Genomic DNA, 15,250 nt, shown 5'->3' on the forward strand with positions numbered 1-15,250 from the left:
ATTACGTAAATCACTTCTTGTGCAAATACTCAGTAGGTTAGTTTATTAGTACTGAATCTTGACTGAAAAACACACTTAATTGAATAGCGTTATTGTAGCGAGGATTGGTAAAATATATAAGCGCGTTTAAAGGTATTACAACTTTAAACGCGCTTTTTTATTTAGCTTTACCTGTAGAAAAGTATTTTCTCCTTAGCAAATCATGTATTACAAACTCTTGCTCTCTTCCATATGCTTTAAATATACGGTTATTATGCATGTGTAAAAGTGAGCCTAAAAGTGAATCTCGTGTACAGTTAAGCTTATTTTCTTTAATGAGCTGAACTAAGGTTTTAACAATTGGCTCAGCGTTATTTTGCCATTTTTTAAGTAATTTAAAAATAAACTTTTGCGTTTCATCAAGGCCATCTGTATCAACAGTATTTAGCTTAATGAAGTCGTCATTTAACTGATCTTGATACTCTCGAAAACGGCTACCTAACTGCTTACGTAAAATACTATTTTCGTTAAACTCATTACCAAAACCATCTCGTAAACGGCTAATCAAACTTAAACGCTCATCATCCGTGTAATTAAATAGATTGAGTAACTTATGTGTATAATTTAATGCTATTCGCCAACGTATATCTTCACCGTAGTCGTCAACTAGTAAACATGCGTTTGTAATTAACTCACTATCATACATAAATAAAGATTCAGCCAAGGCTATGGACTCAGGCCCACCATAGCGCTCAACTTCTCGCTCATATGTCATTAGCTCTACTTTATGTAATTCACCGCTTTCGATCATTGGATCAAGTAGGTTATTTAATAAAGGTAGTAACTCACCACATAATATATTTGGCTTTCCATGAAAACGAACTCTAATATGCCAGTCTGGATCTGAGTATCTAATAAAAAACCACTTGTTATAAAGGTTTTTGTTTGACTCAATGAGTGGAAGTAACTTCTCACACAGAAGTTGTTCAACTAAAGAATTACCGCTATAAATTTTTAAACTGAGCCACTCAGAACCAGCACTAAACCTTCTTTTAATTGGCTTGGCCGATATATTTGCAAGTGGCTCATCTACAAAGTGCTTATGTACTTTTGCCGCTGTATTTCTAAAAGGTACTATTACTTCATTATTATAATGATGCCCTTGCTCATCTTTTACACGTGAGGAAAAGTTAGAAGATAAAACCTCCTTTAATTCAACCCTGGTTTGTCCTTTAGTCTCTGCTAGTAAAATTTCAAACATGTCAGAGTTTCGCAAGTCCAATTGCAAAATATTATCAAACATTGCATAACAAACTTGCGGGTCTAATTGGAAGGTAGCTAAGAGAGCATTGAGCTTATCCATATTAAGCTGGCCATCAATTAACACTTCTTGTAGATATTTTCTATCGATGCGCCATGTTTTTTCACTAAGCACTAAATTATCTAACATTATCCGTGGTACAAAACTATCTCTGGTTGTACTTTGCGGCATAGAAAACTGCGGTACTCGCCCATCTTGATGTTGCAGCATGCATAAAAATTTATATGCACTAAGGCTGCGCGAAGAATAATTGTGTGCACATGACAAGCGCGGAACAATTTGTTTATTTAATCGCTTACTCCAGAGCTTAACCTGATGGCCTTCAACCCAAACATATAAATCACTTAAATGAATTTGATATTCGTCATTTAGGCTGCTGTCAGCCATAAATACAATCTCGTATTCACGTAAATGCGGACGAGCAATAACGTTACCGGGTCGCCCTTCTGGCATATGTACAACTTCAGCAAAAATAACATCTGGAGAATGCGCCTGTTCTAGCCTTAACTCTTCCCTCACTGCATTTTTTAAACTTTCATCTAAATGACAAAAACGGCCTAATAAATTTGCTGATGATGGCCCATAGCAGCCATTAAACTTAATTATAGGATTGTGTTTATCATCTTCGTACAAACTTAGCATTGCAGCAAAAAAGCTGGGATAATATTTTAGTGCGTCAGTATTTGTCGCTTTAACTTTGAGTTCTTTACTTTTTAGAGCAATACAGTTTTTATTGCGATTTTTTGGTAAACTAATTGCTTCTTCAATAATTGCATCAATTAGACTCACACCTGCCGGAGTATTGACAATACCGCCAGCCCGAGCGAAGTGTAAGCCGGCAACCAAAGGTGCTTCATAGCCTGTTTCATCTGAAATGCCAATTCCGGTTTCATCATCTAAAATGACATCAAGTGCTACAAACTGCCCTTCAAAACGAGCATTAAATTGGTTAATAAACGGGGATAAAGGATTGCTTCTTTCGTTCAAGCTCAAACCAGACAGTAGCTCAAGTTGCTTTTGCAAGCGGTTAATTTCTATTTCGCTTAAATAACAAGTACTGTAGTTGCGATATATATCAGCTTGAAACAGCTTATTTTCTTGTGCTTTTATTGGCAATTTATCTAAATGTGTAAGTAATTGCTTGTATGGTGCAATGCTTCCTAAGTTATCTTCATCTAGATGATCTATTTTTACCAAAACTGTAGCAAGATGATCAGCGTAAATATTTTCTTTAAGATTTTGAATAGACTTTAATAAAGCATAATCTGGAGAATCTCCAGTTAATGGCAATGGTATATCAGCTATTAAAATGCCTTCATCTATTAAATCTTGAATGTATGACTCTACATCTTCTTTATCGGCATCTATATATTGCTCACAAAAAGCCTTACATAAGTTATTAAAGCTAATCCCGGTACTTGCTAAATTTAAAGCAAATTTAAAATATTCGTCACTTTCCACCGCGCTTAAACGATATTGCATACTATCATCGAAGAGGTAAGCTTCTATGTAACGACACTGCTCCGCGATGAAATAATGAGAGGGATTTGGTTTATATTTTAGTGTGTCAGATTTCGAGGTATGCTTGATAAAATAGTCTTTAAGCTCATTTAGGTAAAACATGTCTAAACGAGTCTTTCGGCTATCTTTTTTATAATCCCCACAGATTAAATCTGTAACCGAAGTGATCTCACCTTTACTTACACCCGAAAATAAACCGAACGGTGTTGCTCTTGAACACATCCGGATCATATATTTTATTAAAGCGTGTGATACCTTTTTACCTTGCTTAGTGTCTGGTTTTTCACGCCATAGATTTATGCGTTCTAATAGCGAGGGGCTAGCTAAATAAAGTGCTTCTTGAACACCATACATAGATAACCAGCTTTCAAGTATTTTATTAGTATCAGCATTCGCATTATTAAACTGTAGAAGTTGTTCGTTACTTAACCGTGGTGCACGTACAACAAAGAATGGAGCATTTTTTATTTTATTGGTCATTCCAATTTCCTTTTGTATTTTAATCAATTAGCAAACTATCGGCCCAACCAAACTCACCATTTAAAAGACTTATAATTACTAGCCCAATTCCTGAATACCCCATTAAGAGACTGAAATCCTCTTCATAACCGCCTTCATCACCTTTATAGCTGTAAAAGCTGCTAACTCCATTATCTTCATATTGCTCTAAAGCAAAACTTAGCCAATAGTTAATTGCTGCTTGTAAATCTGGGTGTGGAGATAGTTTATTTAACAAGCTAAATATCATTATTAACCCAAAGTAACCGTGGCAAATCCCCGCATCCTTGACGTAACCAGAAATTTCATCACGCTTGGCTGCGTGACGAGCGATACCTAGTGCTCTTTCAACATAATGAGGCATATTTAAAGCGACCCCTACGCGCATAAGAGTCAAAGCAATTGTTAAGTCACCATAACACCAACCTAAACGGGAATCTCCCCCATCACCAGCACAACTGCCAAAACAAGCGTTACTACTTAAATTACAGTTTTGATTAGTCAATAGCCAATCACAACTGCCTAATAATAACTTACGCGCTCTTGCCTTTAGTTTGGGTATATGTAGGACAGGAACTAAAGCAGCAATAATACCTGGCACACCATGGGCTAAGCCTAAATTATACTCAGGTAAGTTTTCATCATTTTGATTAAACCTATAAGCCGACTTATAGGGTTGAGACCAAGTAATGTTTCCATTATCAAAGTAAGTGGCTGTTTGCTCAAAAGCTCTAACGATAATACTGTAAAGTCTTGTTTGATCAGTAAAACGAGCACGTCTTGCTGTATAAGGTGTGTAACCTGCTAGACCTAGTATTGTTTCAATCTCACCAAGCCAAACATCATTCTGAGACAAACTATTAGCAAATAGAATATCTATACTTTCAAGAAGCTCGCTATCGTAATCAGCTTTATTTGATTGATTTAAAAACTCCAACAACCATGCCTGCCCAGCTAATCCCGAACTAAACTCCAAGGACTGCTTAGCTAACTGAGCCTGTAAAAGCTCCATTTTTTCATTTAGGAGTGAATCACCGACACAAATATCCTCAAACTTACCTGCATTGTATAAAAACAAGATGTAACCAGCCAGCCCATTTAATAGCCCATTACCACTCTCTTTTTTTATTATCTCTTCTGATATTTTTTGAGTTATTTCTTTGAGGATACCCCTCATCACATCGCTTTGCGCACTTCCAACCAACCCATTGATTATCATGGAATTCCTTTCTATCAACATCTTTAAATTTTAAATAATCATAATTTCATATTAACATTAAAAGTACAAATGTTAATGTTTTACATTGCATGTTTAACTTAGTGTGGTGTAATAACGTACTACTATGTTACTAAGCTATAAATTAGAAATGAAATTACATAAAAAGAATATTAAAAGCTTATCCTCAGGCATGCAGCTCGTACCAAATGAGATTACACGGTAATCCCCCCATTTTTAATGGAGGCTATCTGTAGAATTTTCGTTGTTTAACTTTTCCAGTTTTTGTATGGGTGTTATGCCACCTATGCCCATGTTAGGGCGTTCATTATTATAAGTCCATAACCAATCGGTTGCTTTATCTTGTAACTCACTAATATCACTGTAAATATAATGACTTAGCCAGTCATACCTAACCGTGCGATTAAACCGCTCTACATAAGCATTTTGTTGCGGGTTACCTGGTTGAATAAATCGTAATTCAATATTATTATTTAACGCCCACTCTGCTAATTTATGGCTAATATATTCAGGCCCATTGTCACACCTGATAGCTTTTGGCTTACCACGCCATTCTATAATTTGATTGAGTGAGCGGATAACACGCTCAGCGGGGAGTGATAAGTCAGCATCTATTGTGAGTCCTTCGCGATTGAAATCATCAATCACATTGAACAAGCGACAGGCTAAGGCAATACTCATTTTATTTGTGCTAACGACTTCATGAGCCAAGACTTTGCGCTCAGAAGCCTTTACCACTTTTTTGCCATTGCCTCCTGAATGACCTCAGATTTTAGCCGCTCTTCTGCATACATTTTCTTTAAACGGCGATTTTCATCTTCAAGCTCTTTCATTCGTGTCATTAAAGACGCATCCATGCCGCCGTATTTAGCGCGCCATTTATAAAAGGTTGAGTTGCCCATACCATGTTCACGGCATAGCTCAGGAATAGGCACGCCGCTTTCTGCTTGTTTTAAAATGGCAAGGATCTGACTGTCTGTAAAATGTGCTTTTTTCATAATTTTCTCCTGTGTTTACAATAAGAGAAAATTCTACGTTTGGCATCTATTATTTTTCGGGGGGATTACCACACCATTGATAGTTGGTGGGGCTATCAATGAAGGCCACCATAGGTCGCTGTATGAAAGATATAATTTACAAGTAGACTTAAGTTATCAAAAAATATTTATAGGTAGGGAAATAAAAGAACTTGAGTTGGTTTAGAGTTATTGTCAAATCTGGTGTATGAGCTCATCTTGATGCTCTGTTTGATCTTGAGTTATTCTTTCGCCGTCTTTAAATTTTACCCCTGTAATTACTTCAGCCAGTAGCTTAAATCCTCGCAAGCGGTACCATTTTTTCTCTGCCGACTGCGCGAGTTTAAAAACCATCATTAAGGTGGTTGTCCGGCTGCCACAACTCTTCACTTTATGCGTTCTCAGCCTTACCGTCGCAAACGTTGACTCTATCGGATTACTCGTTCTTATGTGCATCCAATGCTCAGCAGGATAATCATAAAATGCCAGCATTTCATCTTTATCCTTCATCAAGCAATCCGTCGCTTTTGGGTATTTGACTGAGTAATTTTTAACAAATAAATCATACGCTTTATAAGCAGAAGCTCGACTCTCTGCCATCCAGATATCTTGTAAATTCGCTTTGATTTTAGGTTGCATTGATTTCGGCACTTTGTTTAGCACATTCGCGATTTTATGCACCCAGCAACGTTGATGTTGGGTTGTTGGCCATACTTTGGTGAGGGCATTCCAAAACCCCAGCGCACCATCCCCTATGGCCAATTTTGGTGGTATTGTTAGACCCTGTGAGCGCAGTTGATTTAACACTTCAGTCCAGCTCTGCTCAGACTCACGAACCCCGTCAACCACCGCCAATAGCTCCTTTCTGCCCGTTTCATCTACCCCCATAATTACCAGTAAGCACAGCTTATCATCCATTCGAATTTTACTGTAAATCCCATCGGCCCAGATATACACATATCGACGTTTAGCCAAGGAACGTTTAGACCACTGCTGATACTCCGTTTCCCAGGTGGATTTCAACCGAGAGACACTATTGGCCGACAAACCTTTGGCTTGCTCGCCTAAAAGAGACACTAAAGCGGGCTGCATATCACCCGTCGAAATTCCTCGTAAATAGAGCCATGGGATCAGCTCTTCGATATTTTTTGTCCGTTTCAGATAAGGCGGGATCAAGGCACTATTGAATTTAATGCCTTCCTTTTTTCGATCCCTGACTTTAGGTATTTTGACCTCAATATCACCAAGGCCTGTTTGGATCGTACGCTCAGGCTGGTGACCATTTTTGACGATCCGCTGAAGTCCCTCGACGGTCTCATGCTGGTATTGAGCCAATAAAACAGCCAACTCAGCCTCAATCGCTTGAGCTAACAACTGCTGCGCCCCGCTTTTAAGCAACTGCTCTAACGGATTGTCTGGTTTTTCAATGGAAATAACATTATCATTTTCAGTCATTGCGATGTCTCTCTGGTTAATTGTTGATCCGGTCAAGATCAATTAACAGATTACATCGCAATGACTTTTTCTCATACACCAGAAACGACTATAGCTCGAGCCGTATTGACATGACGCAATTCCAAGATTCCTTTTCTTCTTGGATGAAAGCCTGCTCCAAATTAACTCAAGGCGGTGTAGTTGCTATTGACGGTAAACGATTGAAAGGTTCATTTAATCAGTCAGATAGACGCGATGCGCTTTATATGATCAGTGCATTTGCATGCGAAAATGGTGTTGTTTTGGCACAATGCCCTGTTGATAAAAAGTCAAATGAAATAAAAGCGTTGCCAGAGCTGCTTGAATTATTAGAGATAAAAGGCTGCTTAGTAACGATTGACGCTATGGGGTGTCAAAAATCAATTGCAAAAAAAATAGTTGGTAAAGAAGCCGATTACTTACTTGCGGTAAAAGCAAACCATAAAAGGCTACTGTCACAAATAGAAGATGTGCTATTACCTGAGGTAGCACGACAAGCATCTGATGGGCTCTTGTTTAACGAAGCCGATTATCAAAAAAATAGAGAAGAATTTAGGTGCTGTGCAGTGAGCCATAACGTGAGCGGTTTATCAGAAACGATACACTGGGAAGGTGTAAAAACAGTGGGTGTTATTGTTTCTTATAGGAAAGAAAAAGGTAAATTAAGCAATGAGTTATGCTATAGATACTATATTAGTTCAGCGAATTTAACAGCGGAAGAGCTCACGAGAGGAGCACGACAACATTGGCAAATAGAAAATGGATTACATTGGCGTTTAGATGTAGGATTTAAAGAAGATGAGTGTCGAATTAGGCGCGAAGGTGCAGCACCTGTATTTGCGGGGCTGAGACACATCGCATTTAATCAGCTAAAAGCAGAAAAAAGCTTTAGTAAAGGCATGCCCGCAAAACAGAAAAAAGCTATGCGCAGTACAGCCTACCTTGAAAAGGTACTGAACGCATAGACTTTTTTCATGCTCTTGCCCTGGTACTAATTTTGATATATAGCGCTCACCTTACAAAACAGTAATTTATTTTTTCTATAGTGATAACCTCACAAGTTCATTATTCACTAACTCTGATACTTCTAATGATAGGGTATTTACTGTACTCGAAGAATTAACATTTAAAATGAGTTCTTCGGTCTTATTAACTTCATATACTTTTTTAGGAATAACTTTAATGCCTTCAGAAAAATCATATTCGTAAACAGCTTTCCCCGTTGAGTGATAAAGTTTATTTTGACTTATTGATAAAGAGTGTTTATAAGCTGATTGTTTAACTTTAAAACCTTTTGTTTGCTCCCCTGTAGATAAATCGAAAAATATCAACATATCTAGATTATTCAAAAAAACGAGTTTATTATCAAGTAACTGGCCAAACCACACCGCATTTTTTACTGGCAACAATATACTATTAGAATTGCTCCTGTTAAAAATATAAGCAGTACTATTCGTAGTAATTTCACCTTGTACAATATAGCCAATATTATTTTCTTGCAAATAATTAACCGAGATTAAATTACCTTTTGGCGTAATGACATCTTTAACCGATAAATCTTCATATCTGAGTATTTCTATTTCATTTTTATTAATACCAAGGGCTTCTTGGGAATCAGAAGATATTTTAAAGTCCTTATATCTTAAATTTACCTTTTTAGACGTGACCTTACCGTCTTTGAATACTGTATTTAACTTAATTAATCCCCCATCCCTACTTAAAAAAACAACATTTTCTCCAACTATATTTGCAAAGCCACTTTCTAGCTTTGATACACGTTCAAAGTTTTTAGAAGTTAAATCGAACCTGTAAATATTATGAGAAAAAGGGTAAGTAAGCCCTAAAATATTTTTATTATCAATTGGATAGGTTACTGAGTAAACACTTTCACTATCCACCTTTGTCTTACTTTCTAAACGATTATTTCTTAATGAGTATTCGTAAAAAATCTCTTCTTTATTGTCATACCACAACAATGAATCTGTTTCATTTTGGTAATTAATTGACCATATTCTACTCTTAGTCTCGTATAGTTTTATTTGTGCGCCACCTTCCAAATCCGTCATATATAATTCACTAGAATTAAATTGGTGTCTTTCAAATATAATTTTGTTTTTACTTTTTATAAAGTAGAGAAGCTTATCTCCATACGAATTTAAGTTTGGCGAACTTATTTGAAACTCATCACCAGTGCTTAAGTTTCGATTAACAAGGGCTGACAATTCTGAACGCTTCCTGTAACCATATTTTGAGTAAATATAAGAGTTGTTAGCTAAACTTAAAGCGTTTACTTGATGCGAAGGCTCACACTCGAATAAAAATTTACTATCAGCATTACCTGTTAAACCAACCTCCCACAGCTCACATTTACCTTCAGTTTCTAAACTATAAATTGCACGTTCGCTATCAATTGACCAACCTGCTGGGAATATATTAGCGTTTACTTCTGAGATTTTTCTCTCTTGCCCGGTATTTAAGTTTTTTAATAAAAGTGCTGAATATGATTGATCTTCTTCAAGGAATGAAAGTGCGACAGTTGAGCTGTCTGGGGAAAGTATCATTCGACTATACACTCCCTGTAGCCAAGAAAGCGTTTCTTCGTTAAATTTTTTCTCTACAATCTTTGAGCTTTTTGTTTCAACCTTTGATAACGTATCTTTTTGTTTATTGCCATTTTGATTTAGTATGCTTTGAAGCATGTAGATACTACTAAAAAATCCTAAAATTAACATGGCTATTAGCACTATTAACTTTTTTTGTTTTTTATTAGGTGTTTCTTTTAATGCGCTAACTTGGCCCAAAGCCAAAGATTCGTCTTCATAGTAAATAACTTCCGGCTCTAAAAAAAAACTATAGCCCTTTCTGTAGTGTGTTTTTACTACTAAACCGCGTTGAATTTCAGATTTTAGGACTTTTCTAAGTTCTGACATTGCTCGGTTAATTGCGTTGTCATCAACATAGTGTTGGCACCAAACATCATCAACAAGATCTTGACGCGTAATAATCTCGTCTTTATTTATGATCAAATAACATAAGATTTTAAAAAGAAGAGGCTCCAATTCTCTTTCTACTTCACCATCAGAAATTATTTGAAGTTTTGGATTAAGGCTCCACGCACCAAACTTGATTTCTTTGACACTACGGGGGAAATTTACTTCTTTCATAATTGTTATAACCCAACATCCATATCACAGCTTGAGAATAAAAAATGTTTAAACTGTTTCAAATGGGAAAACATTAACGAGAGATTAACAGCTATATAAAGTAATGTCATCTGAACAGTCACAAAAAAGCCCACATAAAGTGGGCTTTTTAAAACCGGATAGGCTTACTTGTGACGTAATTGCTGAATTACGCGTAACTGAGCAACTGCTTCTGCCAGTCGCGTTGCCGCTTGTTGATAATCAAACTCAACAGCTGACGAATTCGCCATATGTTCTTCAGCTTCACGTTTAGCTTTTTGTACAGAATCTTCATCTAAATCTTCACCACGAACCGCTGTATCTGCAAGAATCGTGATGTGATTTGGTTGAACTTCTAATGTACCGCCAGCAACATATATCACATCTTCGTGACCAAATTGCTTAACTAAACGTACCATACCAGGTTTAAGGGCAGTTAGTAATGGAGCATGGCCTAGGTTTACACCCAGCTCGCCTTCACTACCAGATACTTGAATCGATTCAACAAGACCAGAGAACAAACTCTGCTCAGCGCTTACTACGTCAAGATGTACAGTCATAGCTGTCATACTACCCTCCTAGTTACATGCCTTTGGCTTTTTCTTGAGCTTCTTCGATAGAGCCAACCATGTAGAACGCTTGCTCTGGCATATCATCAAATTCACCGTTTAAGATGCCTTTAAAGCCAGCAATTGTATCTTTTAGTGATACGTATTTACCAGACGCGCCTGTAAACACCTCTGCCACGAAGAATGGCTGAGATAGGAAACGTTGGATTTTACGTGCACGAGATACAAGTTGCTTATCTTCGTCAGAAAGCTCGTCCATACCTAGGATTGCAATGATGTCTTTAAGTTCTTTATAACGCTGAAGAACTGTTTGAACGCCACGTGCTGTATCGTAGTGCTCTTGACCGATTACTAATGGATCAAGTTGACGTGACGATGAATCAAGTGGGTCTACCGCTGGGTAGATACCAAGTGATGCGATATCACGAGAAAGTACTACAGTTGCATCTAAGTGAGCAAAGGTAGTTGCTGGAGATGGATCCGTTAAATCATCCGCAGGTACATATACCGCTTGGATTGATGTAATTGAACCCGTCTTAGTAGAAGCGATACGCTCTTGAAGCACACCCATTTCTTCAGCAAGTGTAGGCTGGTAACCTACCGCTGATGGCATACGACCAAGAAGTGCAGATACTTCTGTACCAGCAAGTGTATAACGGTAGATGTTATCTACGAAGAAAAGTACGTCGCGACCTTCATCACGGAACTTTTCAGCCATAGTAAGACCTGTTAACGCTACGCGTAAACGGTTACCTGGAGGCTCGTTCATCTGACCGTATACAAGCGATACTTTATCAAGTACGTTTGAATCGTTCATTTCATGGTAGAAATCGTTACCCTCACGTGTACGCTCACCAACACCTGCGAATACTGAGTAGCCGCTGTGCTCGATTGCGATGTTACGGATAAGTTCCATCATGTTTACGGTTTTACCAACACCGGCACCACCGAATAAACCAACTTTACCACCTTTAGCAAATGGACATACAAGGTCGATTACCTTGATACCAGTTTCTAAAAGCTCAACTGAACTTGATTGCTCTTCGTAAGAAGGAGCTGCACGGTGAATAGACATACGGTCTTCTTCGCCGATTGGGCCTGCTTCATCGATTGGCTCACCAAGTACGTTCATGATACGACCAAGCGTTGCTTTACCAACTGGAACTTGAATCGCTTCACCTGTGTTTGATACTGCTGCACCACGGCGCAAACCGTCAGTAGTACCTAGTGCGATAGTACGTACCACACCGCCACCTAGCTGTTGTTGAACTTCTAGAGTCAAACCAGCTAAATCGCCATCTGTTACTTTTAACGCGTCATATACGGCTGGCACGCTGTCTTGTGGAAATTCAATATCCACAACGGCGCCGATAATTTGGACGACCTTACCTAAACTCATGTCTATTCCTCTCGTTAATCTTTACCCGAAGCATTAAACTGCTGCTGAGCCAGAACAAATCTCACTAATTTCTTGTGTGATTGCTGCTTGGCGCGCCTTGTTATAAACAAGCTGAAGCTCATCCATAAGGTCACCTGCGTTATCAGTTGCAGCTTTCATTGCAACCATACGGGCGGCCTGTTCAGAGGCGGCATTTTCAACTACACCTTGGTATACCTGAGATTCCATAAAACGAACCATTAATGTATCCAATAAAGCTTTTGGATCTGGTTCGTAAATGTAATCCCAACGGTGAGCAAGTTCTTTGCTTTCGTCTTTTGGCAAAGGCAACAACTGATCGATTGTTGGCTCTTGCTTCATGGTGTTTACAAACTTGTTGTAAACCACGAACAAACGGTCTAATTTGCCTTCGTTAAATGCTTCAAGCATTACACGTACAGGACCAATTATGTCTTGTACTGAAGGCGCATCGCCTAACCCTGATTTTTTGGCAAGTACTGTGCCACCAAAACGGTTAAAGAAAGTGCCGGCTTTTGAGCCCATTACTGCAAAATCTGCAGAAACACCTTTTTCTTTCCACGCTTTGATATCTAGTGCTACTTTTTTAAACTCGTTAGAATTTAAGCCACCACATAAACCACGGTCTGTAGAGATGACGATATAACCAACGCGCTTGACCTCACGCTCTTCCATATAAGGATGGCGATATTCGAGGTTAGCATTAGCAACATGACCGATCACTTTGCGTAAATTTTCAGCGTACGGACGGCTTAAAGCCACACGTTCCTGAGCCTTTTTCATTTTAGACGCAGCAACCATTTCCATCGCGCTAGTGATCTTTTGAGTATTTTTAATACTACCGATCTTGCTTTTAATCTCTTTTCCGCTGGCCATGACTCTTTCTCCGAATCAAGGTGTACTTTAGAAAACTAAAGCACACCATTAATAACTAAATTACCAAGTTTGCGTAGACTTGAACTTCGTTAGAAGTTCTTTAAGTTGCGCTTCGATCTCGGCATTCAAGTTACCTGTTTCATTGATTTGAGCCACAAGCTCTGCGTATGTACTAGTTGCATAAGAAAGTAAAGCCGCTTCAAAGTCACCGATTTTCGCGATTTCGATGTCTTGAAGGAAGCCTTTTTCAGCAGCAAATAACGACAAAGACATTTCAGCAACAGACATTGGCGCGTACTGTTTCTGCTTCATTAGCTCTGTTACACGCTCACCATGCTCAAGTTGAGCACGAGTAGCATCATCAAGGTCAGACGCGAACTGCGAGAACGCAGCTAATTCACGGTACTGAGCTAGGGCTAGACGAATACCGCCACCTAGTTTCTTAACGATTTTAGTTTGTGCAGCACCACCAACACGCGATACCGAGATACCAGCATTTACTGCCGGACGGATACCTGAGTTGAATAAGTCAGTTTCTAAGAAAATCTGACCATCGGTGATAGAGATAACGTTAGTCGGTACGAACGCAGAAACGTCGCCGCCTTGAGTTTCAATGATTGGCAATGCCGTCAATGAACCTGTTTTACCTTTCACTTCACCATTGGTGAACTTTTCAACGTAATCTGCGTTTACACGCGATGCACGCTCTAAAAGACGAGAGTGAAGGTAGAATACGTCACCTGGGTATGCTTCACGGCCTGGTGGACGCTTAAGTAGTAATGAAATTTGACGGTAAGCAACTGCTTGCTTAGACAAATCATCATATACGATTAATGCGTTTTCACCACGGTCACGGAAGTATTCACCCATAGTACAGCCCGCAAACGGTGCTAAGTACTGAAGTGCCGCAGATTCAGAAGCAGATGCAACAACTACGATAGTATTTGCTAGTGCACCATGCTCTTCTAATTTACGAACTACGTTTGCAATAGTGGATGCTTTTTGACCAATCGCAACGTACACACACTTAACGCCGGTGTCTTTTTGATTGATGATTGCATCGATTGCTAGTGCAGTTTTACCTGTTTGGCGGTCACCAATGATAAGTTCACGTTGACCACGACCAACTGGAATCATCGCATCGATAGATTTATAACCAGTTTGAACTGGCTCATCTACAGATTTACGCTCGATTACACCTGGTGCAATTTTTTCTACAGGTTCAAACCCGTCATTATCTAAAGCGCCTTTACCATCGATCGGTGCACCTAGTGTGTTTACAACACGACCAAGTAGACCAGGACCAACAGGTACTTCTAGGATACGACCAGTTGTGTATACTTTAACGCCTTCTGTAAGGTCAGCGTAAGGACCCATTACTACTGCACCAATTGAGTCGCGCTCAAGGTTTAGTGCGATAGCGTAACGGCTGCCTGGAAGCTCAATCATTTCACCTTGCATACAGTCAGCAAGACCGTGGATGCGGATGATACCGTCAGTAACAGATACGATAGTACCTTCGTTACGAGCTTCACTTACAACTTCGAACTTCTCAATACGTTGTTTGATCAGATCAGAAATTTCAGTGGAATTAAGTTGCATGCTCTTCTTCCCAATTACGATTGTAGTGTAGTGGCTAAACGGTTTAATTTACCGCGAACAGTGCCGTCGATTACAGTGTCACCAGCCTGGATATAAAGGCCACCAACAACTGATGCGTCAACACTACAATTCAGCTTAACTTTGCGTGCGAAACGTTTTTCAAGTGCCGCTACCAATAAATTTTGCTGCGGAGCAGCAAGGGTTGTTGCAGAGATGATGTCTACATCAATCTCTTTGTCGAAATCTGCTTTAAAAACAGAAAACAACTGTGCAACAGCTGGTAGAGCTGTCAAACGTCCATTTTCAGCCATAACCTTTACAAGGTTTTGACCGTATTCGTTGAGTTGCTCTGCACAAACAGAAATCATAATTTCTGATTGCTTATCAGCAGAGGCGCTTCCAGTTAGGAATTGAGCGACTTGTTCGTTTTTTGCAACTTCTGAAGCAAAAAACAACATGTCATTCCAACTCTCAACTGCGCCCTGATCAACGGCAAATTCAAAAGCCGCTTTAGCGTATGGGCGAGCGATAGTAGTCAATTCAGACATGCTCAGACCCT

10 protein-coding genes and 1 pseudogene are annotated in these 15,250 nt (G+C 38.9%); 1 reads left to right on the forward strand and 10 read right to left on the reverse strand.

Features of this window, described 5'->3' with window-relative positions; translation table 11 throughout:
• Window positions 1–157 precede the first annotated feature (157 nt).
• From AC0VZ4_RS20100 to AC0VZ4_RS20115, 4 genes and pseudogenes are all read right to left on the reverse strand, one after another.
• Window positions 158–3,301, reverse strand: coding sequence for a lantibiotic dehydratase (locus AC0VZ4_RS20100; protein WP_475440545.1), 3,144 nt, complete (start codon window positions 3,299–3,301; stop codon window positions 158–160).
• Between the two features lie 19 nt (window positions 3,302–3,320).
• Window positions 3,321–4,538, reverse strand: a complete 1,218-nt coding sequence (locus tag AC0VZ4_RS20105) for a lanthionine synthetase C family protein (RefSeq protein ID WP_475440546.1) — start codon at window positions 4,536–4,538, stop codon at window positions 3,321–3,323.
• Between the two features lie 234 nt (window positions 4,539–4,772).
• Window positions 4,773–5,554 (reverse strand): annotated as a pseudogene (locus AC0VZ4_RS20110) (integrase core domain-containing protein).
• A gap of 213 nt (window positions 5,555–5,767) precedes the next feature.
• Window positions 5,768–7,027, reverse strand: a complete 1,260-nt coding sequence (locus tag AC0VZ4_RS20115) for an IS256 family transposase (RefSeq protein ID WP_475439694.1) — start codon at window positions 7,025–7,027, stop codon at window positions 5,768–5,770.
• A gap of 110 nt (window positions 7,028–7,137) precedes the next feature.
• Here AC0VZ4_RS20115 and AC0VZ4_RS20120 point away from each other — a divergent pair, with 110 nt between their 5' ends.
• Window positions 7,138–8,010: an ISAs1 family transposase gene (locus AC0VZ4_RS20120; protein ID WP_475440547.1), complete on the forward strand. Its 873-nt coding sequence runs from the start codon at window positions 7,138–7,140 to the stop codon at window positions 8,008–8,010.
• 75 nt (window positions 8,011–8,085) lie between these two features.
• Here the strand turns inward: AC0VZ4_RS20120 and AC0VZ4_RS20125 are convergent, their stop codons facing one another.
• The 6 genes from AC0VZ4_RS20125 to atpH form a co-directional block, all read right to left on the reverse strand.
• A complete protein-coding gene (locus tag AC0VZ4_RS20125; protein WP_306725311.1) occupies window positions 8,086–10,209 on the reverse strand; it encodes a winged helix-turn-helix domain-containing protein in 2,124 nt (707 codons plus the stop codon).
• 164 nt (window positions 10,210–10,373) lie between these two features.
• Window positions 10,374–10,796 (reverse strand): F0F1 ATP synthase subunit epsilon, encoded by a 423-nt coding sequence (locus tag AC0VZ4_RS20130; protein ID WP_007377666.1) that lies wholly within the window; start codon window positions 10,794–10,796, stop codon window positions 10,374–10,376.
• A gap of 13 nt (window positions 10,797–10,809) precedes the next feature.
• A complete protein-coding gene (atpD, locus tag AC0VZ4_RS20135) occupies window positions 10,810–12,195 on the reverse strand; it encodes a F0F1 ATP synthase subunit beta (protein WP_475440548.1) in 1,386 nt (461 codons plus the stop codon).
• A gap of 33 nt (window positions 12,196–12,228) precedes the next feature.
• The gene (gene atpG, locus AC0VZ4_RS20140; protein ID WP_475440549.1) at window positions 12,229–13,089 is read right to left on the reverse strand and encodes a F0F1 ATP synthase subunit gamma; all 861 of its coding nucleotides are present in this window, start codon (window positions 13,087–13,089) and stop codon (window positions 12,229–12,231) included.
• Between the two features lie 60 nt (window positions 13,090–13,149).
• Entirely contained in the window at window positions 13,150–14,691 is a 1,542-nt protein-coding gene (gene atpA, locus AC0VZ4_RS20145) for a F0F1 ATP synthase subunit alpha (protein ID WP_004335270.1), read from the reverse strand.
• Between the two features lie 14 nt (window positions 14,692–14,705).
• Window positions 14,706–15,239 carry a F0F1 ATP synthase subunit delta gene (atpH, locus tag AC0VZ4_RS20150; RefSeq protein WP_475440550.1) on the reverse strand — a complete coding sequence of 178 codons (534 nt, stop codon included), beginning with the start codon at window positions 15,237–15,239 and terminating at the stop codon, window positions 14,706–14,708.
• Window positions 15,240–15,250 lie beyond the last annotated feature (11 nt).

It is taken from the genome of Pseudoalteromonas sp. QJM3NY_22, assembly GCF_056173065.1.

Bases quoted from the DNA above. Each gene is read 5' to 3' on its own strand.
- atpD (WP_475440548.1), bottom strand. From the start codon at position 12,195: ATGAGTTTAGGTAAGGTCGTCCAAATTATCGGCGCCGTTGTGGATATT.
- AC0VZ4_RS20130 (WP_007377666.1), bottom strand. From the start codon at position 10,796: ATGACAGCTATGACTGTACATCTTGACGTAGTAAGCGCTGAGCAGAGT.
- atpH (WP_475440550.1), bottom strand. From the start codon at position 15,239: ATGTCTGAATTGACTACTATCGCTCGCCCATACGCTAAAGCGGCTTTT.
- AC0VZ4_RS20100 (WP_475440545.1), bottom strand. From the start codon at position 3,301: ATGACCAATAAAATAAAAAATGCTCCATTCTTTGTTGTACGTGCACCA.
- AC0VZ4_RS20120 (WP_475440547.1), top strand. From the start codon at position 7,138: ATGACGCAATTCCAAGATTCCTTTTCTTCTTGGATGAAAGCCTGCTCC.
- atpG (WP_475440549.1), bottom strand. From the start codon at position 13,089: ATGGCCAGCGGAAAAGAGATTAAAAGCAAGATCGGTAGTATTAAAAAT.
- AC0VZ4_RS20115 (WP_475439694.1), bottom strand. From the start codon at position 7,027: ATGACTGAAAATGATAATGTTATTTCCATTGAAAAACCAGACAATCCG.
- atpA (WP_004335270.1), bottom strand. From the start codon at position 14,691: ATGCAACTTAATTCCACTGAAATTTCTGATCTGATCAAACAACGTATT.
- AC0VZ4_RS20105 (WP_475440546.1), bottom strand. From the start codon at position 4,538: ATGATAATCAATGGGTTGGTTGGAAGTGCGCAAAGCGATGTGATGAGG.
- AC0VZ4_RS20125 (WP_306725311.1), bottom strand. From the start codon at position 10,209: ATGAAAGAAGTAAATTTCCCCCGTAGTGTCAAAGAAATCAAGTTTGGT.